The 25,615-nt window shown below is 54.1% G+C and carries 23 protein-coding genes; 13 read left to right on the forward strand and 10 right to left on the reverse strand.

The features are described from left to right. The first annotated feature begins 87 nt into the window (after positions 1 to 87). The 3 genes from TH30_RS01955 (at position 88) to TH30_RS01965 (ending at position 4,605) form a co-directional block, all read left to right on the forward strand. Positions 88 to 2,145, forward strand: coding sequence for a methyl-accepting chemotaxis protein (locus tag TH30_RS01955; RefSeq protein ID WP_114096401.1), 2,058 nt, complete (start codon positions 88 to 90; stop codon positions 2,143 to 2,145). 401 nt (positions 2,146 to 2,546) lie between these two features. After that, positions 2,547 to 3,809, forward strand: a complete 1,263-nt coding sequence (gene rho, locus TH30_RS01960; protein ID WP_114096402.1) for a transcription termination factor Rho — start codon at positions 2,547 to 2,549, stop codon at positions 3,807 to 3,809. Between the two features lie 187 nt (positions 3,810 to 3,996). Beyond that, positions 3,997 to 4,605 (forward strand): GNAT family N-acetyltransferase, encoded by a 609-nt coding sequence (locus TH30_RS01965; protein WP_114096403.1) that lies wholly within the window; start codon positions 3,997 to 3,999, stop codon positions 4,603 to 4,605. Here TH30_RS01965 and TH30_RS01970 read toward each other — a convergent pair. Further along, complete coding sequence (locus TH30_RS01970) at positions 4,572 to 4,877, reverse strand: hypothetical protein (RefSeq protein ID WP_114096404.1); 306 nt, start codon at positions 4,875 to 4,877, stop codon at positions 4,572 to 4,574. The genes TH30_RS01965 and TH30_RS01970 overlap by 34 nt on opposite strands. A 141-nt stretch (positions 4,878 to 5,018) precedes the next feature. On the opposite strand from TH30_RS01970, the gene TH30_RS01975 reads away from it, so the two are divergent. Beyond that, positions 5,019 to 5,570 (forward strand): HD domain-containing protein, encoded by a 552-nt coding sequence (locus TH30_RS01975; RefSeq protein WP_114096405.1) that lies wholly within the window; start codon positions 5,019 to 5,021, stop codon positions 5,568 to 5,570. Between the two features lie 36 nt (positions 5,571 to 5,606). Here TH30_RS01975 and TH30_RS01980 read toward each other — a convergent pair whose 3' ends face one another. The 4 genes from TH30_RS01980 to TH30_RS01995 form a co-directional block, all read right to left on the reverse strand. Beyond that, on the reverse strand, positions 5,607 to 6,260 hold the full coding sequence (locus tag TH30_RS01980; RefSeq protein ID WP_114096406.1) for a 2OG-Fe(II) oxygenase: 654 nt from the start codon (positions 6,258 to 6,260) through the stop codon (positions 5,607 to 5,609). Between the two features lie 241 nt (positions 6,261 to 6,501). Continuing rightward, positions 6,502 to 7,476 carry a quinone oxidoreductase family protein gene (locus TH30_RS01985; protein ID WP_114096407.1) on the reverse strand — a complete coding sequence of 325 codons (975 nt, stop codon included), beginning with the start codon at positions 7,474 to 7,476 and terminating at the stop codon, positions 6,502 to 6,504. A 148-nt stretch (positions 7,477 to 7,624) separates the two neighbouring features. Then, entirely contained in the window at positions 7,625 to 8,113 is a 489-nt protein-coding gene (locus TH30_RS01990; RefSeq protein ID WP_114096408.1) for a methylated-DNA--[protein]-cysteine S-methyltransferase, read from the reverse strand. Between the two features lie 73 nt (positions 8,114 to 8,186). After that, entirely contained in the window at positions 8,187 to 10,226 is a 2,040-nt protein-coding gene (locus TH30_RS01995) for a thioredoxin domain-containing protein (RefSeq protein ID WP_114096409.1), read from the reverse strand. 281 nt (positions 10,227 to 10,507) lie between these two features. Here TH30_RS01995 and TH30_RS02000 point away from each other — a divergent pair, with 281 nt between their 5' ends. From TH30_RS02000 to TH30_RS02035, 7 genes are all read left to right on the forward strand, one after another. Next, positions 10,508 to 10,762 carry a DUF6489 family protein gene (locus TH30_RS02000; RefSeq protein ID WP_114096860.1) on the forward strand — a complete coding sequence of 85 codons (255 nt, stop codon included), beginning with the start codon at positions 10,508 to 10,510 and terminating at the stop codon, positions 10,760 to 10,762. A 5-nt stretch (positions 10,763 to 10,767) separates the two neighbouring features. Then, entirely contained in the window at positions 10,768 to 11,091 is a 324-nt protein-coding gene (locus tag TH30_RS02005) for a (2Fe-2S) ferredoxin domain-containing protein (RefSeq protein ID WP_114096410.1), read from the forward strand. Positions 11,092 to 11,277: 186 nt separating this feature from the next. Beyond that, positions 11,278 to 12,651, forward strand: coding sequence for a tRNA uridine-5-carboxymethylaminomethyl(34) synthesis GTPase MnmE (gene mnmE / locus TH30_RS02010; RefSeq protein ID WP_114096411.1), 1,374 nt, complete (start codon positions 11,278 to 11,280; stop codon positions 12,649 to 12,651). A 131-nt stretch (positions 12,652 to 12,782) separates the two neighbouring features. Beyond that, positions 12,783 to 14,687 (forward strand): tRNA uridine-5-carboxymethylaminomethyl(34) synthesis enzyme MnmG, encoded by a 1,905-nt coding sequence (mnmG, locus tag TH30_RS02015; RefSeq protein ID WP_114096412.1) that lies wholly within the window; start codon positions 12,783 to 12,785, stop codon positions 14,685 to 14,687. Between the two features lie 681 nt (positions 14,688 to 15,368). Next, positions 15,369 to 16,004, forward strand: a complete 636-nt coding sequence (rsmG, locus tag TH30_RS02025; RefSeq protein WP_114096861.1) for a 16S rRNA (guanine(527)-N(7))-methyltransferase RsmG — start codon at positions 15,369 to 15,371, stop codon at positions 16,002 to 16,004. 53 nt (positions 16,005 to 16,057) lie between these two features. Beyond that, positions 16,058 to 16,840 carry a ParA family protein gene (locus TH30_RS02030; RefSeq protein WP_147251921.1) on the forward strand — a complete coding sequence of 261 codons (783 nt, stop codon included), beginning with the start codon at positions 16,058 to 16,060 and terminating at the stop codon, positions 16,838 to 16,840. Then, positions 16,837 to 18,024 (forward strand): ParB/RepB/Spo0J family partition protein, encoded by a 1,188-nt coding sequence (locus TH30_RS02035; RefSeq protein ID WP_114096415.1) that lies wholly within the window; start codon positions 16,837 to 16,839, stop codon positions 18,022 to 18,024. The genes TH30_RS02030 and TH30_RS02035 overlap by 4 nt, the downstream gene beginning before the upstream one ends. Before the next feature lie 96 nt (positions 18,025 to 18,120). On the opposite strand, the gene TH30_RS02040 is transcribed toward TH30_RS02035, so the two are convergent. The 5 genes from TH30_RS02040 to TH30_RS02060 all read right to left on the reverse strand — a co-directional run bounded on the left by TH30_RS02040 (position 18,121) and on the right by TH30_RS02060 (position 22,725). Further along, the gene (locus TH30_RS02040) at positions 18,121 to 19,530 is read right to left on the reverse strand and encodes a hypothetical protein (protein ID WP_114096416.1); all 1,410 of its coding nucleotides are present in this window, start codon (positions 19,528 to 19,530) and stop codon (positions 18,121 to 18,123) included. A 357-nt stretch (positions 19,531 to 19,887) separates the two neighbouring features. After that, positions 19,888 to 20,919 (reverse strand): DNA polymerase III subunit delta, encoded by a 1,032-nt coding sequence (holA, locus tag TH30_RS02045; protein ID WP_114096417.1) that lies wholly within the window; start codon positions 20,917 to 20,919, stop codon positions 19,888 to 19,890. Between the two features lie 61 nt (positions 20,920 to 20,980). Beyond that, the gene (locus TH30_RS02050) at positions 20,981 to 21,487 is read right to left on the reverse strand and encodes a hypothetical protein (RefSeq protein ID WP_114096418.1); all 507 of its coding nucleotides are present in this window, start codon (positions 21,485 to 21,487) and stop codon (positions 20,981 to 20,983) included. Continuing rightward, a complete protein-coding gene (locus TH30_RS02055; RefSeq protein ID WP_114096419.1) occupies positions 21,488 to 22,084 on the reverse strand; it encodes a hypothetical protein in 597 nt (198 codons plus the stop codon). It abuts the gene before it with no gap. Between the two features lie 77 nt (positions 22,085 to 22,161). Next, positions 22,162 to 22,725, reverse strand: a complete 564-nt coding sequence (locus TH30_RS02060; RefSeq protein ID WP_258548576.1) for a DUF3576 domain-containing protein — start codon at positions 22,723 to 22,725, stop codon at positions 22,162 to 22,164. Positions 22,726 to 22,978: 253 nt separating this feature from the next. Between TH30_RS02060 and TH30_RS02065 the strand changes: the two genes are divergently transcribed. Beyond that, a complete protein-coding gene (locus TH30_RS02065) occupies positions 22,979 to 24,010 on the forward strand; it encodes a porin (RefSeq protein ID WP_114096420.1) in 1,032 nt (343 codons plus the stop codon). A 569-nt stretch (positions 24,011 to 24,579) separates the two neighbouring features. Then, on the forward strand, positions 24,580 to 25,608 hold the full coding sequence (locus TH30_RS02070; protein ID WP_114096421.1) for a porin: 1,029 nt from the start codon (positions 24,580 to 24,582) through the stop codon (positions 25,606 to 25,608). The last annotated feature ends 7 nt before the right edge of the window (positions 25,609 to 25,615 follow it).

Genomic DNA, 25,615 nt, shown 5'->3' on the forward strand with positions numbered 1-25,615 from the left:
GGCCTTTCACAGGACCGGAAAGGGTTTGCTTGCCCGGGAGTGGGTAATTTCTGGCGGCCATCGAAATCAGTATCTTCGGGGGCCAGCATGTTCAGTTCTATCCGTATCGGACCAAAAATCATCCTGTCACTTGTCCCGCCGGTGGCCGGGTTGGTGATATTGGCAATTGTGATTGTCAGTGGCCGTTTCCAGCAAATGGATGAACTGTCGAGAATCCGTGCGTTGACCGAGTTTGCCGGTTATCTCGGCGCGACCGTTCACGAATTGCAAAAGGAACGGGGAACATCGGCCGGATATATCGGATCGTCCGGGGCACAATTCGGACCGCAACTGGCCGCGCAGCGCGACCTTTCCGATGACAGTATGGATGCCTTGCGCACTGTGATCGCCTCCTTTGACCTGGCTGATTACGACCCGTCTCTTGGGCGCGATATCAACCGCTTTGTCACCCTGATGGACCAGATTCCCGCCACCCGGCAAAAGGTCGATGATCTGCAACTGAAACTGGGTGAAACGGTTGGTTTTTACAGTTCGATCATTTCGGGGATGCTGTCGACCGTCAATGTCATGGGCGGGCTGAGCAATGATCCGGAAATCCTGCGGGTCATTGCTGCCTATAACAATTTCATGCAGGCCAAGGAACGCGCCGGTCTTGAACGTGCGGCCGGGGCGGTAGGCTTTGGCAAGGGCGAATTCGCCCCTGATCTTTATCGCCGGTTTGTTGAACTGGTGACCTTGCAGAGCGCCTATCTCGCGGTTTTTGCCCAATTCGCCCCGGCCGACATCCGGGCATTTTATGATCAGACCTTACAGGACCCGGCAATCAAGGAGGTCGAGGATTTGCGCGCGCTGGCGCTTGATTTCCCGGAAAGTGGCACAACAGGTGACATTCGCGGCGATGACTGGTTTGCCAAGGTCACGGTCAAGATCAATCTCTATAAACAGATCGAAGATCACATTGCCCAAAGCCTGAACGGGCTTGCCGAACACAAGCTGATGACAGCCGAAACCTATTTCTATGCCACCCTTGCCGGATTGGTGATCGTGATCGCGGTGGCCTGTACGCTTGTGCTTGCGGTCGGGCGCAGCATCACCGTTCCGATCGGGAAAATGACCGAAAGCATGACCGAACTGGCATCCGGCAATCTTGATTGCACGATCACCGGTCAGGATCGGGGCGATGAAGTGGGCGATATGGCCCGTTCGGTCGAGATTTTCCGACAGAATCTTGAACAGAACCGGGAAATGAGCAAGCAGCGCGAAGCCGATCAGACCCGGCGCATTGCCCAGACCGAACAGATCGAAAAACTGGCAAAGGCGTTTGAAAGCAGGGTCGACAAGCTTCTGGGCGATATTGGCCGCTCGACCGATGATTTGCGCTCGACATCCGAAAACATGACCACCGTGATCAGCACTAGCCGCGAACGGGCCGGTGTGGTGGCAAGCAATGCCCATACTGCATCGGAAAATGTTGCGGCTGTGTCCTCGGCGACCGAGGAGCTGGCAAATTCCATTCTCGAGATTTCGCGCCAGATTTCTGCCGCAGCCGATATTGCCTCTGATGCCGCCCGTGATGCCCGTGCGGCTGATACCATTGCCGATGCCTTGCAAACCGGAGCGGCCAAGATCGGCGAAGTGATCGGTCTTATTCGCGATATTGCCGAACAGACCAATTTGCTTGCTCTTAATGCAACGATTGAGGCTGCGCGTGCTGGCGAAGCGGGCAAGGGTTTTGCCGTGGTTGCCAATGAAGTCAAAAATCTTGCCTCCCAGACATCGCGGGCCACCGATGAAATCACCGGCCAGATGGGCAATCTGCAAGATGCAACCGAACAGGCGGTGGCGGCTTTTGGACGGATTGGCAAGCGGATCGGTGATATCGACACCACCTCGGCCTCTCTTTCGGCTGCAGTTAATCAGCAACAGGCGGCAACATCGGAAATTGCCAGCAATATCGAACGGGCCTCGAACGGGACCAGTGAGGTATCGGGAAATATCGATGAAATCCGGGCTTCAACCGATCAGGCCGGACAGGCGGCCGAGAATGTTCTGGTGGCGTGTGAAAGTGTGACCGGCGTTGCGCTTGATCTGCGTCAGGAGGTCGAAGAGTTCCTGAGTTCCGTTCACAAGGTTCAGGCAGGCTAGGGCCGCTTGCACATTGTTATGCCGGGAGTTATGGCGGGAGTTATGGCAGGACTTTGAAGACAGTCGAACTGTTTGCGGACCCCGTAAATCGCTGGTTTTACGCCGCTATATCCGCGATCTGGCAACAGAAACGTGCTTTTTGAACAACATCGGCTGCAAAATAGCTGCATTGCGTGAAACACGGTTTGACTATTATGGCGTTCGAGGTTATCAATCGGGGGTGTTTCGATCCAGAAACATGAAAAGTCCTGCCTTTCTTGCAACTACAAGGTTTGGAACCGTCCGCACGCCCCAGCAATCCTGAGCGCCTTGCCTGACGGTCAACCGCACTTCTTATCCTATCCCAAAATCTTCGCCCATATCCTTTCTTATCTGGCAACCACAGATCATTAAACGCACATATGCATCTTCAGGAACTCAAAAAGAAATCTCCGACCGAGCTGCTTGCCCTGTCTGAGGAACTCGAAATCGAAAATGCCAGCACGCTCCGCAAACAGGAGCTGATGTTCGCCATTCTCAAACAGTTGGCCGAGAACGACCATGCCATTTTTGGCGAGGGGGTTCTCGAAGTGCTGCCCGATGGTTTCGGCTTCTTGCGGAGCCCGGAGGCAAACTATCTTGCCGGGCCCGACGACATTTATGTCAGCCCGAGCCAGGTACGGCGTTTTGGTCTGCGGACCGGCGATACGGTAGAAGGGCAGATCAGATCGCCCAAGGAAGGCGAGAGGTATTTCGCGCTGCTCAAGGTCGACAAGGTCAACTTTGATGCGCCGGAAAAAGTCCGTCATCGCATCAACTTTGACAACCTGACCCCGCTTTATCCCGATCAGCCGTTGCGCATGGAACGGGAATGCGACCAGGAAGGCAACAAGGACACCACCAACCGCGTCATCGAACTGGTGTCGCCGCTTGGTAAAGGTCAGCGTGCCCTGATCGTCGCTCCGCCGCGTACCGGTAAAACCGTGATGCTGCAGAACATTGCGCACGCGATCGAGGAAAACCATCCGGAAGCCTATCTGATCGTTCTTCTGATTGATGAACGCCCGGAAGAAGTGACCGATATGGACCGCTCGGTGAAGGGTGAGGTTATCAGCTCGACCTTTGACGAACCGGCCCAGCGTCACGTTCAGGTCACCGAGATGGTGCTTGAAAAGGCAAAACGTCTGGTCGAACACAAGCATGATGTTGTCATTCTGCTTGATTCCATCACCCGTCTTGCCCGTGCCTATAACACCGTCGTGCCAAGCTCGGGCAAGGTCCTGACCGGTGGTGTCGATGCCAACGCCCTGCAGCGTCCGAAACGCTTCTTTGGTGCGGCACGTAACATCGAAGAAGGCGGCTCGCTGACCATCATCGCAACCGCCCTGATCGATACCGGTTCGCGCATGGACGAGGTTATCTTTGAAGAATTCAAAGGTACCGGTAACTCCGAACTGGTTCTGGACCGCAAACTGTCTGACAAACGTATCTTCCCGGCGATTGATATCCTTAAATCGGGTACCCGTAAGGAAGAGCTTCTTGTCGACAAGAGCGTTCTGTCCAAGATGTGGGTCCTGCGCCGTATCCTCAACCCGATGGGTCCGCAGGACGCGATGGAGTTCCTTCTGGGCAAACTCAAATCGACCAAGAACAACGACGATTTCTTCGATTCCATGAACGGATAATCGACATCCGGCGTAAATGGCCGGATACAGATAATTGTCTGATGATTAAACGGGGTCCGGTGGGCCCCGTTTTTTATTGTCTGATGATTGGAAAGGGGACCTGCATGATCAAGGTCACAGGGCCGACTTGCCGCATTGAAAAAGGCTGCCTAGATAGGGCGCCCAATCAATAACAACCTGTTTTAAAATGAATTTGTCCTTGCCGCCGTTCCTGATCGAAACCAGCCGTCTCTTCCTTCGCCCGTTTGTGTCTTCTGATTTTGAGGGCTACACCGCCTATCACGCGTTGCCTGCGGTGTATCGTTATCTTTATTGCGACCCGCCTGCGGGCGATGCGTTGAAGCAACAGTTTTCCGATCTGCTGCGTGCGCAATTCATGCAGGATGGCGATGTTTTCACCCTTGCGGTCACACGGCGGGAAGATGGCGCTGTGTTGGGCGAGGTTCTTTTGAAACTTGCCAGTATCAATGCCCGTCAGGGCGAGGTTGGCTATATCTTCAACCCGGATTTTGCTGGCAGCGGCTATGCCACCGAGGCGGTTAGGGCAATCGTCGATCTGGGCTTTGCGCATTTCGGGTTTCACCGGATTTTTGCACGGCTTGATGCGCAGAATGCCGGTTCATCCGGCGTTGTTGAACGGCTTGGTTTTCGTCGCGAGGCGCATCTGATCGAAAATGATTGTTTTAACGGGCGTTGGGGTGATGAATATATCTATGCCCGGCTCTTTTCGGAGTGGCAATCCCAAGCCCGGTCATCGTCGCTTCAGGCCAGGATCAGTGTCAGTTCGGCGGTGTGACCATCCAGTTTCTGGCCTTCCACCCGCGCATCCCCCGGTTCAAAGCTGAATGCGCCATTGCCCAGATGCAAACCGATATGATGGGTGCCGTAGCGCATGGTGATGGCCAGTTCGCTGGCGGTGGTAATCTCGCAGGTGGCCTCATCGCCGATATCGAGATGGTGCGGTGGATCGGTTTGCCAGCCACTGCTTGGTGCCAACGAGCTCAGATGCAGGGGGTTTTGGCTGCTTTCATTGCGCAAGGTCAGTTTCAGTCGCATGTCCTGTGACATATGCCAGGCCCTCCTGATTGAAAAACATCTCTGTTTTGTATGTAGGGACGGGATTTTCGAAGTCGATAGGACATGAAGGCTTGAAACAACGCATAAGCCATGTGAATCTGGGGTTCTTCGTTCACTATTTTATTGCGCTTGATGCAGCTTTTACTCAAATCCGTTGATTTTGCCGCGCGCGCCCATCGCGATCAGCGGCGCAAGGGCCCGGCCGAGGAACCCTATATCAATCACCCGATTGAGGTTTCCCGCCTGATTGTTGAATGCGAACCCCATACGGATGAAACCATCCTTTGTGCGGCAATTCTTCATGATGTGATCGAGGATTGCGGGGCGACCCGCGACGAAATCGCCGCCTGCTTTAACGACGCCATTGCCGACATTGTTCTTGAGGTCAGTGACGACAAGGCCTTGCCACGCGATGATCGCAAGGCAAAACAGGTCGAAAATGCCCCCAACCTGACCCCGGGAGCCAAGCTGGTCCGACTGGCCGATAAAGTCGCCAATGTCGGGGCGATGCTGACCGATACCCCGATTGGCTGGGATGAAAAACAGATCCTGGCCTATGTCGACTGGGCCGAGGCGGTGATTGCCCCGTGCCGCGAAGTCAGTGACGGCCTGTCTGCGCGCTTTGACGCCATTGCCCGTGATGTCCGCGCAGTACATAGCGATGACAAAGAAGCTGTCATCTAGCTGGCTATTTGATTTTGCAAGTGAACGTGATGATTGTTACTTAACGTATTCATCGGGGAAGGGAAGCTGCTCGACAGCGCGCCAATCCTTGGTAACGTAGTTGATAATCAATGATTTTCTGACCCCGGAAAAGCTTCTTTTTTCGAAGCCATGCCAGGTGTTGCTTGCAGGGACAAATATCAATGCCGAGTTCGGAAGAAACGGGGATGCCTTTATATGTGTTTCCGCATCCTTGTAGATATCCGTTCCAAGCTTTTCGTGTCCGGGCTCGTCCGATAGATAGAGAAGCATTGTAAAACGCTTCACACCGATATCTGTATGGGGCTGCAGCCAGAAACCATCGCGATCTTGTGCGAATTCAAGCCTGATGCGTGTTTCGCTCAGATCAGCTCCAAAAACGTCTTCGACAGCATCGACAACCTCGCGAGAATGGAACGCCTGCGCAATGTCGTTTGCTGTTTCGTATTTAGAAATCGTTTCCTGATCAAAATACCGGCGACTTGAATTGTTTGCTTCGCGTGTCCCTGCATTAACATCAAGAACAGGTGCCAGAATCGGAAGGGAACATACTTTTTTGGCAATTTCGACCGGCAGGACGTTTTCAATGAACCAGTGTTGATACGGATCTTGAGAAGATTTTCCCGAATTGAAAGCGCTTATTACAGAATTTCTAATTTCTGAAGTCGACATCAACGATTGTCCTAAACATAACCCTGCGGGTTTGGATTGATTTATAAAGTCTAGATTTAACTACCGGTTTTATAGAGATATCAAAACATTTTTATATACGAAAGGTGAAAAATCACTCAATACATTGAATTATATGGATTTTTTGATAGGTATCTAAGGTCTCCATAACAAGGAAGCCGTTACTAAACAGTAACGGCTTCCTAACATTCAATCGAACTATTCTTGTTAAGTTTCGGCTTGATCAGACCGTAAAGACGATGGAACCGTTGGTTTTGCGGCCTTCGAGATCGTCATGGGCACGGGCGGCATCGGCCAGCGGGTAGGTTGCGGTAATGTCGATCTTGACCACGCCGGATTTCAGCACCTCGAACAACTCATCGGCACTTGCCAGAAGCTCTTCGCGGGTGGCGTTATAGGTGAAGATGCTCGGACGGGTCAGGAAAAACGCGCCCGGGGCAAGCTGTGCCAGTGTGATGGGCGGAACTGCGCCGGATGACTGACCGAAACTGACCATCGTACCAAGGCGTTTGAGGCATTTAAGTGAGTCTTCGAACGTATCCTTGCCAACGGAATCATAAACAACTTCAACACCCTGGCCATTGGTGATTTCCTTGACCCGTTCGGAGACCGTTTCCTCGCGATAGAGGATCGGGTAATCGCAGCCTTTGGCCTTGGCGATCTCGGCCTTTTCCTGTGATCCGACCGTGCCGATCACCGTGGCCCCAAGATGCTTGGCCCACTGACAGACAATCTGGCCAACCCCGCCAGCCGCAGCATGGATCAGGATCGTATCGCCCTTTTGCACCTTATAAGTCCGGCGCAGAAGATATTGCGCGGTCATGCCCTGAAGCATTGCAGCCGCCGCCAGTTCAAAGCTGACATCATCGGGGATTTTGACCAGTCCCTTGGCCGGCATGACGCGGGCTTCGGCATAGGCACCAAGCGGCTGTGCGGCATAGGCAACGCGGTCCCCGACCGCCAGATCGGTGACACCGTCACCAATCGCCTCGATCACGCCAGCGCCTTCAAGCCCAAGACCCGATGGCATCGAGGGGGCGGGGTAAACACCCGACCGGAAATAGATATCGATATAGTTCAGGCCGACGGCCTTCTGGCGCAGGCGGACTTCGCCCGCACCCGGTTCGCCAACTTCCACATCCTCAAAGCGCAACACATTGCTGCCGCCTGTTTCGTAAAAGCGGAATGCTTTGGTCATTTGTGACCTCCCATTGTTTCGTTCTTTTGAACGTCTGTTTCGTCAATGGATTGAGTTTAGGTCAGAAAAGCCCGATTTGCAGCAGGCGAGTTATGTATTTCGCAGGATGAAAACACGGGCCGCAAAACCCCGTGGGGCGATCCGGGTTCTAAAGATCAAAACTGCCCTGATCATCGCCAATGACAAGCTCTACACCTTCGATCTTGAGCAGATCACGCTTGGTTTCGAGCCCGCCCTGACCGGAATAGCCGCCCGGTTTGTCACCACTGGCAAGAACCCGGTGACAGGGAATGATGATCGGGATTGGGTTCATGCCACAGGCCGATCCGACCGACTGAAAGGCCTTGGGCGATCCCGCCGCCGTGGCAAGTTCCTTGTAGGTCGCGGTCTTGCCCTTGGGGATGTCGCACATTGCTGCCCAGACCGCCTTCTGGAAATCGGTGCCGTCAGGTGCCAGGGGAAGATCAAATTTTTCAAGCTGACCGGCAAAATAGGCATTGAGCTGCTTTTTGGCTTCTTCCAGAACCGGGCTGGTTTCCATTTCATCAACAAATCCCCAATCAAGCGCAACGATTTGATCGTCAAACTCGAAAATCGTAAGCGCGCCGACCGGGCTATTTATGGAAATCTGGGGCATGTCGGGGTCTTTCGTGATTGTAAATGCGGTGCTGTGGTTAGCGCGGTGGTGGCGCGGTTATCCTTGGGTTTCCTTATGCCGCCCTGTTTGGCAGATCGGCAAGCAGTTTGGCAAGGTCATCGGCATTTGTCACCGGGGCCGAACAGACCGGTCCCTGACAGACATAGGCGGTTTCCTTGCCGTCAATCGCGGTTTTGCCCCGGGCCGGATGGTCATCGGGCAGGGGATCACCATCGCCCAGAATGGTAATCGCCCGGTTGGGCAGATAGCAGCCAAAAATGGCCCGGCGCATGTCAAGATAGGCCTGCGAGCGATCCCGGGCGATCAGCACGATCTGAACCGGGTTTTGCAACATCTCAGCCGCCAGAAGCAATCCGGGCATATTGGGGAATTGTTCGCCAATCCGTCCGGCAAAGGCCGAAAGCGTGATTTCCGCCCGATCACGATATGTGTTGTTACCGGTCAGGGCATAGAGCTTTGCCAGATTCTGGGCCATGATGGCATTGCCTGATGGCACGGCATTATCCATGAAGGTTTTCTGGCGCACGACAAGATCACTGGCGTCCGAAGCGGACTGGAAATAGCCGCCCTTGGCATCGGCAAACAGGGTTTCGACCGTTTCCGACCAGGCAATCGCATCACGCAGATAGGCATCCTCGCCAAAGCATTCAAACAGCCGCAGGGCTGCGCGGATCATATGGGCGTAATCTTCGAGCATTCCGGCATGCTGGGCCTTGCCATCGCGATAGCTGTGCAGGAAGCGGTCACCCTTCATCAGGCTGCTGGTGACAAAGTTAAAGGCAAGCTTGGCGTAATCCAGCCAGTCCGCACGGTGGAAGGTCAATGACGCCTCGGCCAAGGCGGCAATCGTCATGGCGTTCCAGTCGGTCAGCGCCTTGTCATCCCAGCCCGGACGAATGCGCTTGGCCCGCGCCACAAGCAGCTTTTCACGCAACTCGCGAAGCTTTTCCTCGGTCGCATCATCGGCAAGGCCAAGCCCCGACGCCGTGCGGTTGAGGATATTGCTATGTTCCCAGTTCCCGAGTGCCGAAACGTCGTAGAATTTCTTGAAAAGTGGCGCATCCTGGCCCAGAAGGTCGTCAATCTCGGTTTCCGACCAGACATAGAATTTGCCTTCGACACCTTCGCTATCGGCATCAAGGCTTGCGGTAAAGGCCCCGCCGGGAATGCGCATTTCACGCAAGATCCAGGTGATGGTTTCTTCAACCCGTTTGGCATAAAGCGGATTGGGATCAACGCGCCAGACATCACATAAAAGATCAATCAGCTGGGCATTGTCATAAAGCATCTTTTCAAAATGCGGCACCAGCCATTGATCATCAACCGCATAGCGGGCAAAACCGCCGCCCAGATGGTCATAAATCCCGCCCTGACACATGCGATCAAGGCTGTGTTTGACGATCCGCTGAAGCTCGTTTTCCTTGGTGCGGACACCGGTCCGCCAGATCAGCGACAGCAGGCTGGGTTGCGGGAATTTCGGCGCACCCGATGTGCCGCCATTTTCCCCGTCCATGATCTGCAAACAGCCATGCCCGCAGCGATCAATCATCTCAAGGTTTGGCACCGATCCGTTAGCCCCGCTATTCATCTTGATCAGCGCATTGGAAATCTGGGTGACGTTGTGACGGACATCGTCGGGTTTGTCGGTGAAAATCCGCGACACGGTTTTCAGCACATCATCAAAACCCGGTCGACCATAGCGGGCTTCTTTCGGGAAATAGGTCCCGCCCCAGAATGGTTCGCCATCCGGTGTCAGGAACATGGTCAGCGGCCAGCCACCCTGTTGACCCAGCAGGGCCAGCGCATTCTGATAAAGCGCATCAAGATCGGGGCGTTCTTCGCGGTCAAGCTTGATATTGATGAACAGATCATTCATCAGGGCGGCCATGCCGTCATCTTCAAAGCTTTCATGGGCCATGACATGGCACCAGTGACAGGCGGCATAGCCCACAGATAGCAGGATCGGCTTGTTGGCGGCCTTGGCCGCAGCCAGAACCTCGGTGCTCCAGGGTTGCCAATGCACCGGGTTATCGCGGTGCTGCAAAAGATAGGGGCTGGTTTCCGACCCAAGATTGTTCCGTGCGAGTTCCATGTCGTGTCCTGTGCCACCGGTTTGACCGCAAGCGGCCGGGATGGCGTTATCGTTGTGGCTTGGCCGTCTTCATGATCTCATGACCGGCAACGCTGTTAGAACGACTCTAAGGGTAACGGCGTCATACATAAAGGCAAATGGCTGTAATATTTGTCTCAAATCCGTGATATTGCCGGTAAATGATCCAATATGCTGCCAATATGGTTATTGTGATTGAGATGGCCGGTTCAGTCGCCATAATGACGCAGACAAACAAGCAGAAACAAAAGGAGATCAGGGCGATGAAAGTAACGGTAAACATTGATTGCACCCCCGAGGAGGCCCGCACCTTCTTTGGTCTTCCTGATGTCCAGCCGATGCAAAAGGCGATGATGCAAGAGATCGAAGACCGGATGAAAGCCAATCTGGCGGCAATGGACCCGGAAACCATGCTCAATACTTGGCTGCCGCAGGGCATCCAGAACTGGGAACAGCTTCAGAAAGCCTTCTGGGGCCAGTTCAACAGCACACCGGGCAGCAGCGGTAACAAGGACTGATCCAAGTGAGTGACCACTACTATCAGGCACATGTGTTTGTGTGTCAGAACGAACGCCCCGCTGGCCATGAGCGGGGCTGTTGCAATTCCAAGGGCGCGACCAAGTTGCGTAATTATATGAAAGTCCGCGCCAAGGAACTCGGCATTCCGATGACCCGGATCAATACCGCCGGATGTCTTGACCGGTGCGAACTGGGCCCGGTGATGGTGATCTATCCCGAAGGCACCTGGTATCGCTACGAGACGACCGAGGATATCGACGCCATCCTTGATGATCATCTGGTTGGCGGGCAGGTGGTCGGAAGATTGCAGCTCAGCCCCGATCAGTAACAATGCAAACGGTCCCGAAAGAGGGGCCGTTTTGTTTTGGCTGTTAAAACCCTGTTTGCCAAAACTGCGATATGTTGACCTTTTGGCCGGTCTGAACGATATCGACTGCAAGATTTGATGACGTGCCGCAGGGAAAGCAGCTTGGCGGCACACCCTTACTTGAATAACTGGAATAACGGACAAAACATGATTGCAAGCCGAGAAACCATCTTTGCCCTGTCATCCGGGGCCGGGCGTGCAGGCGTCGCGGTGATCCGGTTATCGGGACCGTTATCGGGGCAGACGCTTTGTGCACTTCTGGGGCGCGATGCCTTGCCCAAGCCGCGCCATGCGGTCTATGCGCCGATCCGTGATCCGTTATCGGGCGAACGGCTTGATGATGCGGTGGCGATCTATTTTGCCGGTCCGGCCAGCTTTACCGGCGAAGATGTGGTCGAGCTGCATGTCCATGGCGGACGCGCTGTGATCGAAGGGGTGCTTGATTGTCTGTCGCGCCAGAGCGGCCTGCGCATTGCCGAGCCCGGTGAATATACCAGGCGGGCCTTTGAAAATGGCAAGATGGACCTGACCTCGGCCGAAGGCATTGCCGATCTGATTGATGCCGAAACCGCCGCCCAGCGCCGACAGGCCGTGCGCCAGATGGCCGGTGAGCTTGGCACGCTCTATGAAGGCTGGCGCGCGCGCCTGATGAAGGCACTGGCCCATATCGAGGCCGATATTGATTTTCCCGACGAAGATTTGCCTGACGGGATTGTCCCGGTGGTGCATGGCGATTTGCGCAGCGTGAATGACGAGGTCAAACGCCATCTGGCCGATAACCGCCGTGGCGAACGCCTGCGCGAAGGCTTCCAGATCGTTATTCTCGGTGCGCCCAATGCCGGAAAATCCAGCCTGCTTAACCGGCTGGCCCGGCGTGATGCCGCCATTGTCTCCGAGATTGCCGGAACCACACGCGACATGATCGAGGTTCATCTTGATCTGGGCGGGTTCCCGGTCACGATGGTTGATACCGCAGGCCTGCGCGAAAGCGTTGATGTGATCGAAAGCGAAGGCGTGCGGCGTGCGACCGAACGGGCCGAAAATGCCGATTTGCGGCTTGTCGTTGTCGATCGCGCCGACTGGCCCCATATCGATCCCGAGGCCGCCCGCCTGATTGATGACAAGACCATCATTCTGATCAACAAGGTCGATGACAGCGCCAAGGATGCCTTGCCCGCCGTCTGGCAGGGCGTCTCGGTTGAAGGGGCTGGTCTTGAGCTTCCCGTTTTGGCCATATCGGCCATGACCGGGCAGGGGGTCGAAACCCTCTTGCAACTGCTGGAAACTCGCGTAAAAGAGGGGCTCGATTTTGCCGGACCTGTGCCTTTGACCAGGCTGAGACACCGGCGCGCACTTGAAAGTGCCAGCGATCATCTTGATCGCGGATTGCAGACCGAAATCGCAGAGCTTGCTGCCGAGGATGTTCGCCTTGCAGTGCGCGAGATCGGCAAGATTACCGGACGTGTCGATGTGGAAGACTTGCTCGATATTATCTTCGGGGATTTCTGTATCGGCAAATAAGATTAGGGAAGAGTCCCTAGAAATGTTTCACGTGAAACATTGGTCCAGTTTCTGGACAGAATAAGCGTATTCGAACCGGACAAGGTTCAAGCCTGCCAGCGGATCAGCGCAGGGATTGAGTGAGGAATTCGATGTCACAGAATGTGTCGCAAACCCGTTTTGATGTGATTGTTGTTGGCGGTGGCCATGCTGGCTGTGAGGCCGCGGCAGCGGCTGCGCGCATGGGGGCGGCAACCGCCCTTGTCACCCATCGCGCCGATCGCATCGGCGAAATGTCCTGTAACCCGGCGATTGGTGGTCTGGGCAAGGGGCATATGGTCCGCGAGGTTGATGCGCTTGACGGTGTGATGGGGCGTGCGATTGACCGCGCCGGGATTCAGTTCCGGATGCTCAACCGGTCCAAGGGCCCGGCGGTTCGCGGCCCGCGTGCCCAGGCAGATCGCAAGCTCTATCGTGAAGCGGTTCAGGACATTCTGGCCAATCAGGAAAATCTGACGATCCTCGAAGGTGGCGTCGAAGACCTGATCATTGACGAGAATAACCGTGTTGCTGGTGTGATCACGGGTGAGGGTGCTGAATATCGTGCCGGTGCGGTGGTTCTGACCACGGGTACGTTCCTGCGCGGACTTATTCACATTGGCGAGAAAACCACACCGGCCGGTCGTATCGGTGATGCCCCGGCAATGGGGCTTTCCGAAACGCTGGAAAAATACGATTTCAAACTGGGCCGATTAAAAACCGGAACACCGGCACGTCTTGATGGCCGCACCATTGACTGGGCCAGTTTACAGGAACAGCCGGGCGACAATCCGCCGGATCCGTTTTCCTTCCTGACCAGCGAAATCACGGTGCCGCAGATTCCGTGTCATATGACCTGGACCACCGAAGCGACCCACGAAATCATCCGTGCCAACCTGCATCGCGCGCCGATGTATAGCGGCCAGATCAAAAGCAGTGGTCCGCGCTATTGCCCGTCGATTGAAGACAAGGTCGTCCGCTTTGCGGAAAAGAACCAGCATCAGATTTTCCTCGAACCCGAAGGGCTCGACGATCCGACCGTCTATCCGAACGGTATTTCCACCTCGCTCCCCGAGGAAGTTCAGCTCGCCATGCTGGCGACCATTCCGGGTCTTGAGAAGGTCGAGATCTTCCGTCCCGGCTATGCAGTTGAATATGACTTCGTTGATCCGCGCGAATTGCGTCATACGCTCGAAACCAAAAAGGTCGCGGGACTGTTCTTTGCCGGTCAGATCAATGGTACCACCGGCTATGAAGAAGCTGCCGGGCAGGGCCTGATTGCCGGTGTTAATGCGGCACTCGTCGCCGATGGCGGTGAACGTGAATTCGTGCTTGACCGGGCCGATGCCTATATCGGTGTGATGATCGATGATCTGGTGACACTGGGCACGCGTGAACCCTATCGCATGTTTACCTCACGCGCCGAATATCGCCTGATGCTGCGCGCCGATAATGCCGATCAGCGCCTGACAGATCGGGGCCTTGATATCGGCTGCATTGCCTCAACCCGAGAGCAGGTTTGGGGCGCCAAAAAAGCCGCCCTTCAATCGGCAAAGGATCAGGTTTCTGCGCTGAACGAAACGCCAAATGGCCTGGCGAAGTTCGACATCCGGATCAATCAGGATGGGGTGCGCCGGTCGGCCTATGACCTGCTGGCCTATCCCGATATTGATTTCGATACGCTATCCAAGGTCTGGCCGCAGCTTGCTGCGCTTGATCCGGCGATCAAGGAACAGGTGACGATTGATGCGCAATATAAGGGCTATCTTGATCGACAGTCCGCTGACATTGCGGCCTTCCGCCGTGACGAGGAATTACGCTTGCCGCGTGGTCTTGATTTTGATGCGGTCGGAAGCCTGTCGGCTGAGATTCGCTTGAAGCTCAAGGAAATCCAGCCCGAGACCATCGGGGCAGCGTCACGCATTCCGGGCATCACCCCGGCGGCAGTCACCGCATTGCTCGGTCATATCAAAAGCCATAAGCACAAGACAGGCGAGAAGGCGGTGAAAAGCGCCTGATACTTTTGCGGGCAATTGTCAGGACATTGTTTCTGACAGCGTCGTTGGCAGTGTCTCTGATAAGTGTCTCTGGCGCTACTTCCTTGACTCCGTTCAAACCAAAGCAAATTTGCCAAAACCCGGTTGTCAACGCAGCCGGGTTTTTTCGTGGCCGCTGCGCGCCATAAGCTTCATCAAATTGCAGAGCGGGTAACAAGGCGACGGGGCGGGAGGCTTTGTGCAGCAGGTCGGGAAGTGCTGACACCGGGATGCAAAAACACCCAAATCACCTGACCCACGGCGAGTACAAGGCAACAAGGATAGAAGGGCACAACGACAATGTTTCACGTGAAACATTTGCCACACTCTTTCATCGGGGTATCGGTGTCACCGTTAGGGCCCGGGGTGGTTTGATTCCGGTTTCGGTTCCAATAGTGATGCTGATGTCGATGTTGATACGGGTTGCCCGTGCCGATACCGATTCTGGATCGGGGTAATTCAGAAGGGGGCATATTCTTGATCCGAAAATCTGTCTACGGAGGCAAGGTCTGTTCGCGTGCGGGTGACAAAGCCTTGCCGCAATGTTTCACGTGAAACATTTTTGGTGATTTTCGTGTTTTCATCGGTTTCGACGCGATGAAAATCGCAAAAGTTAAAAAATCAAGTCTGGTGTGTTTTTCAAACTGGACGTATAAATCATTTATGCAATCCATTTCCGCACCCGTAAAAACGTGGTTTGAACGCGATTTGAATGTTTCACGTGAAACATTGGACCGTTTGAGCGACTATGCAGACCTTGTCGTTAAGTGGCAGCCACGCATTAATATCGTTGGCGCCAGCACGGCAGAAGACGTTTGGGGACGTCATTTACAGGATTCTGCCCAGCTTTGGCCGTATCTGCAGGATGTTGCTGCAGAGGGTAAAATTGTTGATTTTGGCTCCGGGGCAGGGTTCCCGGGCATTGTCCTGGCGATTTTGGGTGCCGGAAATGTCACCATGATGGAATCCAATACCAAAAAGACAGTGTTCCTGATGGAAGCGGCACGGGTCTGTGGTGTGCTTGGTCAAACCGAAATTGCCCGCGAACGCATTGAAGCCGCTGCACCGCGCGACGCCGATGTGATTACCGCACGGGCCTTTGCCCCTTTGCCAAAGCTGCTGGAGCTGGGGCAACGACATCTGAAATCCGGTGGCCATTATGTGCTGCTGAAGGGACGTGCCTTTGAAGATGAGCTGGCGGACGCACGCGATGCCGGTTGGTCATTTGATGTAACCACGCATGCCAGTCTGGTCGATCCCGATGGTGTCGTGATGATCTTAAAAGGAGTTGGCCGGTGACTGATGTAATTGACTTGCCGCTTTCGACCCAATCACAGGGCCAGTCTCAGGGCATGGGACATCGCCCGCGTATCATCGCGGTTGCCAACCAGAAGGGCGGTGTTGGTAAAACCACCACGACCATCAATCTCGCCACGGCACTGGCCGCCGTTAATCAGCGTGTTCTGATCGTTGATCTTGACCCGCAGGGCAATGCCAGCACCGGTTTGGGCCTGCGGCCATCGGATCGCCAGATCAGTTCCTATGACGTGCTGATCAATGGCAATTCGCTTGAGGAAGCCCGTCAGGATACGGCGATCCCGCGATTGACCATTGTGCCGTCGGGCATGGATTTGTCCGGGGCCGAGATCGAGCTGGTTGATTTCGAACGTCGTGAAATGCAGCTTAAGGAATCGCTTGCCAAACTGCCGCAGGATGTTGATTACGTGCTGATTGATTGCCCGCCGTCTTTGGGGCTTTTGACCCTGAATGCGCTGGTGGCATCGGACGCGGTATTGGTGCCCTTGCAGTGCGAATTCTTTGCGCTCGAAGGCATCAGTCATCTGGTGCGCACGATCAAGCGTGTCAAAAAGGCATTCAATCCCGAACTTGAGATTCAGGGCATCGTTTTGACCATGTATGACAAGCGCAACAACCTGTCGGCACAGGTGGCCAATGATGTGCGCGATTATTTTGGTGATGTGGTGTATCGCACGGTGATCCCGCGCAATGTTCGCGTGTCCGAGGCGCCAAGCCACGGTACGCCGGTGCTGGTCTATGACATGAAATGTCCGGGATCACGGGCCTATCTTAATCTGGCCAGTGAAGTCCTGAAACGCGAAGGGGTGAAAGCATGAGCGACGCAAAGAAACGCGGTTTGGGAAGAGGACTGTCTGCACTTCTGGGCGAAGAAGACGACGATGTCAGCGTTGCGGTTTCTGGCGGTCCGGACAGTGCCACGGCGGGTCATCCGGGACCGGGCGGGACGACACAGCTGATTGCGATCACCGATCTCAAACCGTCACCGTTTCAGCCGCGCAGCAATTTTGATGACGAGGCGATTGATGATCTTGCTGCCTCGATCCGCGAGAAGGGCATCATTCAGCCGATTCTTGTCCGGGCATCGTCAACCGGTGAAACAACCTATGAAATCATCGCTGGCGAGCGTCGCTGGCGGGCAGCCCAGCGTGCGCAACTGCATGAAGTGCCGGTTCTTGTGCGTGATTTCGACGATCGGGAAACCGCCGAGATTGCCCTGATTGAAAACCTGCAACGTCAGGATCTTTCGCCACTTGAAGAGGCCGAAGGCTATAACCGCCTGATGAGCGAGTTTTCCCACACGCAGGAGGCACTTGGCCAGGCGCTTGGCAAAAGCCGCAGCCACATTGCCAACAGTCTGCGCCTTCTGGCGTTGCCGGCACCGATCAAGCAGATGCTGTCTGACAAGGTGCTGAGCTCCGGTCATGCCCGCGCCCTTCTGGGGGCGGAAAATGCTGTCGAACTGGCCGGGCAGATCGTCAAGAAGGGCCTGAATGTTCGCCAGACTGAAAAACTGGTCAAAACCGATGGCGGCAAGGCATCGCGTCCGAAAAAATCATCGGGTGGGGCATCTTCGAACAAAGACCCAGATACAGTGGCTTTGGAACGCGACCTTAGCAACATGTTGGGGTTGGCGGTGAATATCGATTTTGACGGTGCATCGGGAAAAATCTCGATCCGGTATGAAACGCTTGAGCAGCTTGACGATATCTTGCAGCGCCTGACACATGGCAAGACCACTGACCTTGCCAGCGAGGATGATCTCGGCGACTCGGCGAATTCGGATGAGAATGAATTCGACTCGATGTTCATCGAGGACGAAGAAGCCGATGACAGCCTGACAGCGGAACTTGAAAATATCGCGGATGCGACTTTGCCGGAAAGCAACGGCCAGGATGATGATCTTGATCTCGATGATATCGTGATCGACGGGCCTGAAGGCGATGATCCGATCGAAAGTGATGAAGTGGATGAAGATGAACTCGATGAATTGATCAAGTAAGCTGATCAGGGCATTTGTTCCACGTGAAACACAAAAGCGGGCCATTCATTGGGTGGCCCGCTTTTTTTCAAGTTGGATTGCCTGTGATCGATCACGCTATCTTAACGGTGCCAGATCAAAGAAGATGTGGCTGAGTTCTTCGTCACCGAAGCTGCCATCCGGGGCAGGTGACCCGCCGGCATTGTGGCAGAGGAAGCAGTTTCCCATTTGCGTGCCCTGAAAATAGGTTTCCATGGTGGTATTGGCCAGCCGTGACGAGCCGACCTGAGGTGCCAATAGGGCGACGTCACTGTTGGTTTGATCGGGAAGCGGGCTTTCGGGGATGATCCCGTTTGATGTCCATACTGAGCCGATCTGTACATAATTTTCCCTGATATCACCCGAGACGAGATTGCCCAGAACATTGTTGTTCATCGAGATAATTTGCGCATTGACCGTGGCACTGTTGGCATCTGATCCGGACGTTCCCCATGGGTTGGTGCGTACCACAGATGTTGGAACGATTCGGGTGGCCGGTGGGGTCAATACAATATTGCCATGCTTGTCGGTATGGGCGGTTTCAACATTCACACCGTTTACAGGTGTGTCGGGGGCATAGAATGTATAGCCAGAGGCAGACGCATCAAAATTGGCTTCTGTAACGGCGTTTGCTCCGCTCTGATAATAGAATGTACCGTTCGGCGTATTGTTTTTATGCTCGAACGTTGACCAGATCATTTCCGGATGGCCCTGTACAGAGCCGACAATATGCATCCCTGTCAGCGCGAGCGTCTTGGTTTCCGTGCCAACCAATGTCCATTGGGTCGGAACGCTGGTGTCATATTTCGGGACTTCTGCCTTTACCTGAATGTAGTTATCGGGATCGGGAACCGTGCTGACATCAATCCATGACGTCTTGAGCTCGATGGCAAGCGCCATTGCGGCCGAGGCATCAAGGCCGTTTGCCTTGGCGTATTCGACGACAGCGGTCTTGTCTTCCTCGGTTGTCGGGAAGGTGCCAAGACTGATCTTGCCAGCCTTCTGACCTGTTAGAAATGCGCCATAGAATGTATTGGTATGGATCCCGTAATAAACAAGCGATCCGGCCTGCGAAATCAGGATACCGCCACCACCAGCCTGACCGGTTTCACCGATGGTTGTCGGGACGCTCTGATCCTGTTTGTTGACACGAATCAGGAAATTGTTGATCGGGCTGTCATTCTTCAGAAATCTGCGGACACCCTTGTCATTTTCTGGCGAGATATCATAGAAGCCGTCCGCATCGAAAAGATAGGTCATGTCGCCGGTCGATTTCAGCTCGGCAGGGGATGTCAGCCACAAGAACATTTGTGCAGACCATTTAAAGAAGTCGCAATTGGTGTTTTTCGTCGGAAAGGCGGCGCTATTGGCGGCCATCACCTTGCCATTGAGTGTGATTTCCTTGCCCTGAAACCAGGTTTCCATCTCTGCCTTTTCAAGCGGGCAGCTATTGAAAGCATCATCAGGCAGGATTGATGTTCCTGCCAATCCGGTAGCGGAAGCGCCAGCATTGCGCTGCCAAATGCGCCAGCTGCAAATGTGCGACGAAGTGCATTGCTCATTTTGGTGTCCTTCTCTCACCTGTTTGCCAAGTACCGTTCTGTCCCGGAAGTGCTGTGTTTATAATCGACCAGCATGTGTGCTTTTCAGGCATCTAACCGATTGAGATGGGAAGCCGCCGGGCAATAAACAGGGTTGCTATACCGAAGAGGAGGTAAATTGGGAGGCAAGCGTGAGATGGGTAGGAGAACTTGCTACATACAAAAATGCTGCAATGCAGCATTAAAAGATAGTGTTTAAAGAACGGGGATGTCTAGTCTTGGCTTACAGGCTGCTAGCGTGTAGCTAGCGACGGCCCTGTTTCTGACGGGCGACCGCGACCTTGATCATCGCACGATGGGCAATGGTCTCTGGGATGGCCAGACCGCTTTTGCAATCCTTTTCGGCCTCGAGCAAGATTTGCAGGGCGCGTTGCAGATTATTGACCGCCCAGTTATTCAGACTGGCGCGGAACTGGTCTGCAGCCTTGAAAAACAGGGGCGGGCGCAGGGATTTCATGGCCTGATCGGCACTGATGCCCTGGGCAACCTGACCTTTGACCAGGTGCAATTTCTGAAAATAGCTGATCATCATGCGCAGTGCCCCAACAGGATTGAGGCCTTCCTCGACCAGACGGGTCAGGGCGGCATCAAGATTGACGACATTACCCTGTGAAACAGCCTGAATGACATCGTCATAATGGCGGGCCGAGCTGTCACCGACACAGGCCATGGCATCTGCAAGCGTCACCTGACCTTCCTTGAGAGCGTATAGGGCAAGCTTTTCGAGCTCGCTGCGCGAAATCATGCGGTCAGAGCCAAGATTGGCCACCAGATACCGTGTGGCATCGCGGTCAATGCGCAGCTTGTGTTCTTCCATGATGGACTGGATCAGGCCTTCGATATCACGCCCGCTATCGGCATAGCAGGGCAGGGCCATGCCATTGCCGGCCTTCTCGACCGCCTGACGCAGTTTGGATTTTGATGCCAGACTGCCGGCCTCGATCACGATCAGCGCATCACCGGCAGGATCAGCGAGAAAATCAGCAATCAAGGGGGCCTGCGCTTCGCCAATGTCGCGGATTCGAATGACGCGGCGTCCGCCGCCAAAACTGATGGCGGCGGCCTCGTCGCGGAGGCGCCCTGCGTCTTCCTTAAGCTGGGGAATGCCAAGCTCGACAACCCGGAACGGATCCTTGAGATCCTCGACCACGGTCCTGGCCAGTTTCACGGCACGTTCACGCACAAGGCCCTCATCCTCACCATAGATCAGGATAAGCTGCGCCTTGGCATCGGGGGCACGCAAAAAGTTCTCAACTTGGGCTGCTTTAAGCTTCATGAAGCGCCTTGGTTAAAGCAATGGGGTGTCGCATTAATTTACGAATTCACCGACCGGGCAATTACTGAGACCGCAAGCCAATGGCGACCTGGTTTGCAAGTTGCTGGGCAAGAGTGCGGGCAGCATCTGCCTGTGCGGCACTTTCTGCTTCGATGCTGGCGAAGTCGGATTCAACGATGTTGTAACTGGTACGGGTTCGTACATTGCCTTGGCGCAGAATTTTGGAATCTTGTCTGCGCACCAGCTCGTAAGTTGCAGTGATCAGATAGTCGGCAATGGTTGCTTCATTGTCCTTGGTGAAGCCCTGTTCACTGGTCGACTCGCTCAAGTTTACCTTCAAGTCATATAGTGGACTGGCGCTTTGACCGCGTGGAGTCAGGGTCTCGATCAAGGCATTCCGGGTTATCTGGCCGACGCGGTCATCGATTACAGCGACATCAACAAGTGCCATGTTTGCCGCGGTATTGTAGCTGTCGCCCTTGGTGGCATAAAGCGGCCGGAAACCACAGGCGCCTAGTGCTGTCAGGGTGATGAGTGCAAAAACCGGAAAAACCGCGCGCAATTTCATTTAATCAAGCCTTCTGTCTTTGACGGCCGTGATCAGGCCTTGTCGCCACAATAGTTCGGTTCCGATAAAAGGGCAAAACAGAGTTAGATTGGCAAGGAAAGTTTGATAGCGGATGCAGGTTTTGTCGCTCTGGCCGGAGTCGAGTTTTTGAAAGCTTTGCCGCAGCAGGGCAATGGCCGCATTGTTGCGGCCATGCCGGATGGCTTCAACGATTTCAGGGTGGGGCGCGAACTTTTCCAAGCCCGTATCTGGTCGGGATGGATAGGTCAAGGGGACGCAATGACGCCACACCTGTCGCAACCAGCGCCATTGTCCGACCAGACTGTTATGGGTCAGGTGCAGGGGCCGGTGGATGGGAACGTCGGCCAGTAAGGCAAGTGACAGGGTGTCGAGGCCTACTTCGTCATAGAGAGACGCACTGCTCTTGGCGATTGCATCCGTTGTGACCTTTGCGGCTACTTTGCCTGTATCGGCCTGGATGTTTTGTTCATTTCCGGTCGTGGCAAGAATGTTCGCGATGCGGGCAAACAGTGTCAGACGCATGTCATCAAGGCTGTGAGCCAAACCGGCATAGATCTCGGGGTATTGCGCACGCATGAAGAACCCCCAGTCACGTTCCAGCGAATGGGGGTTATATTCAGGTGATATATATAAAGTATGTCCGGTCATTGACCTTATTGGACATTGGCGCTGTCAATACGCAACTGACGCGCACGGGTCAGGATGGCGTCTTCGAGCGATGTAACAGTTCCTCCCTCAACCACGGCATCCTGCCACTGGTTGGGACCAACATTGACCTGACGGAATACCGAAACCTTGATGGCGTCAGAACGCAGCGCAGTGCCAAGGATATATGCGGTCAGCTTAAAGCGTTCATTGGGTGTTTCGGCCGGTGCATACCAGTCGGTAATGATCACGCCGCCAAACGGATCGGCAGAATTTAACGGCATGAAGGACAGGGTATCAAGCGTTGCCCGCCACAGGAAGCTGTTGACGCCGATTCCAGAACCGCCACCGCTCTGCTTGTTGTCTTCGCCACCAAATATATTGAGGCCATCTTCACCAAACAGTGTGCCTTCTTTTTTCAGGTCAGCACGTGTTGCTTTTCGGCCATTTACTTTTTGGTCGCCCGGTGCAGAGCCAGGGAAACTGTCATAGTCAGCTTGTGTGCCAGCACAGGCTGCCAAGAATGCAGAAAGTGTCGCAATGCATAGGATTTTGGCGAAAGAACTGTTCACGGTGTAGCCCTTAATAACGAGAGTCGTTCATCAGTTGCCCGCACTATAAGGCGGATGGGGCGCAGGGCAAATAAAAACATGTGTGGTTTTTGTGCAACATGATGTGAAAAATGTCGCATTTTGATCACAGTATCGTTGACGGAACGGAAAAATGCTGGCTCCATAGCGTCGAACCGAGCGGTAAAAACAAAAAAGCTGCTCACCTAAATTTTGTTGTGCGGTCTCCGCATTTGCAAAGACGTTGAGGGAAAAGATGAAAAAGATTCTGGTAGCTTCCAGCGCACTCGTCGCTGTTGCTTTCGCAGGCCAGGCACAGGCTTCTGAAAAGATCAGCCTGTCGGTTTCTGGTTACATGGAACAGTGGATCGGTGGTGCGTCGCAGGACAGCAAATTCGAAAGCGCTGGCGCATTCAACTCCGACACCGAAGTTCACTTCAAAGGTTCGACCACTCTCGATAACGGCATCGAAGTTGGTGCAGCAATCGAATTCGAAGCTGAAGGCGAAGCATCGAACAACACCGACGAACAGTACCTGTTCATCAATGGTGGTTTCGGTCAGGTTAAACTGGGCCAGGAAGATGGCGCAGCAGCTGACATGACCATCAATGCTCCGAACGTTGGCCCGGCTGGCGTTAACGATGGCGACATGGTTAACTACGTCTCCCTGAACAAAACCCCGGACAACGCTTGGGATGATGGTGACGACAACAAACTCACCTATTACACCCCGTCGCTTGGCGGTTTCCGCGCTGGTGTATCTTACACCGACGACGATGGTTCGGAAGCTTCTGACGAGAACGTAAAGAACGAAGGCGATAACGTTGTTTCTGCTGGCGTAGAATACGTTGGTTCCTTCGACGCTGTTTCGATCTCCATCGCTGCTGTTGGTGAGTCCAAAGGCGAAGGCGAATGGTACCATGTCGGTGGTAAAGTTGGCTTCGGCGGCTTCACCGTTGGTGCTTCCTACGGTGTACGCGAAGCTGAATTCGGTAAAGGCAAAAACGTAGTCACCACCGAAGACGACGACATGGGCGTTGATTTCGGCGTTTCCTACGCAATGGACGCTGCTACCGTTTCTGCAACCTACATGTACGCTGAAATGGAAGACGGCACCTCGACCACCGGTCAGGACGAGTTCAACGGTGTTGACCTTGGTCTTGCTTACACCCTCGGTGCTGGCGTTACCTGGAAGTCGTCCGTATTCTGGTTCGACTACGAAGGTGCTGCGACCGCAAATGACAACGATGGCTTCGGTGCAATCACCGGTCTCGTTCTCTCCTTCTAATCCTTACGGGATTAGCTGAAGAATTGAAGGAGGTGGATTTTCCACCTCCTTCTTTTTTTGTCGGATCTTCGTCAGTTCGATTGCCCGCAAGGCTTAGGAACAGTGTGGTCTGCCAAAAGTTTGAAGGTGCAACCTTACAGATATGATCGCCATGGTAAGCCCCTGTTTCAGGGGCTTTTTTGTTGGTTTGATGGAGGTTACAGCGAGGGGGGCTCTTTTAATGTCTGTTGTGCAGCAGGCTAAGATCTGTCTTGTGGGAGATTTCGTCGTGCACAATTAATGACCAATGTATATTTATCGTGTAAATGATCATTTCCACATCTCCTTTGTCCTGAATTAAGTGACTAATGTCTCCGTTAATGTGAAATGAGATCCGAAATATCTCCATGAAAATAGCGATATATTGTCGAATATCGTGTCATAAATGCAACACTGCGATATTTAAATGACCAATGGTTAGTTAAGTGTATTGACCATGAGTCATTTAATTGGCTTTATGGCCCTCGACAGATTGAAGGGCCGCTCGGTTCAACCCTTCATTCCCGAAACGTCATTCTTTGAGGGTAAAGATGAAAAAGATTCTTTTTGCTTCCAGCGCACTTGTCGCTGTAGCTGTCGCAGGCAACGCTCAGGCTTCTGAGAAAATCCAGCTTGAAGTTGGTGGTTACATGGAGCAGTGGGCTGGCTTTGCTGACCAGGACATTGGTGAGCGTAAAAACGCCTTCCAGTCCGATACCGAAGTTCACTTCAAAGGTAAAACCACCCTTGATAACGGCATCGAAGTTGGTGCGGTCATCGAGCTTGAAGGTGAAACCTCTGACGACCAGATCGACGAACAGTACCTGTTCGTAAACGGCGGTTTCGGTCAGTTCAAACTGGGTAAAGACGACTCGGCTGCTGATTCGCTTGGCATCACCGCACCGTCTGTTGGCCCGGTAGGTGTTAACGACGGCGACCTGACCAACTGGGTTGACGCATACCTGATTGACACCGTTCCGTCGAGCGGCGACCAGAAGCGCGTTACCTACTTCACCCCGAATTTCGGTGGCTTCCAGGCTGGCGTTTCCTATGCTGACGACAGCGGTTCGAACAACAACGACACCGCAACCGGTGGCGACAACATCGTTTCTGCTGGCGCGAGCTACCAGGCTGACTTCGATGGCATTTCCTTCGGTGTTTCTGCTGTTGGCGAAAACCAGGGCGAAGGCAACTGGTACGGTGTTGGTGCGAATGTTGGCTTTGGCAACTTCACCGTTGGTTCTTCCTGGGGTCACATCGAAGACGATTACGCACAGGGCAAGAACTCCAAAACTGCTGGTGACACCGACGCATATGACGTAGGCGTTTCCTATGCAATGGATGCTGCCAAAGTTTCCCTGACCTATGGTTATGCTGAATACGGCAACCGCAAAGTTGGTTCCACCTCGGCAACCAGCACCGGCGAAGTCAGCACCGTTGATCTTGGTCTTGCTTACACCCTTGGCGCAGGCGTGACTTGGAAGTCCTCGATCTTCTGGTTCGACGACGAAGCTGATAGCGCAAGCATCGCAGACAATGACGGTTACGGCGCTGTAACCGGTCTGGTTCTGAACTTCTAATTCTTCG

The sequence above is a fragment of the Thalassospira profundimaris genome (assembly GCF_003326795.1).
In the GTDB taxonomy this organism is placed as follows: Bacteria; Pseudomonadota; Alphaproteobacteria; order Rhodospirillales; family Thalassospiraceae; genus Thalassospira; species Thalassospira profundimaris_C.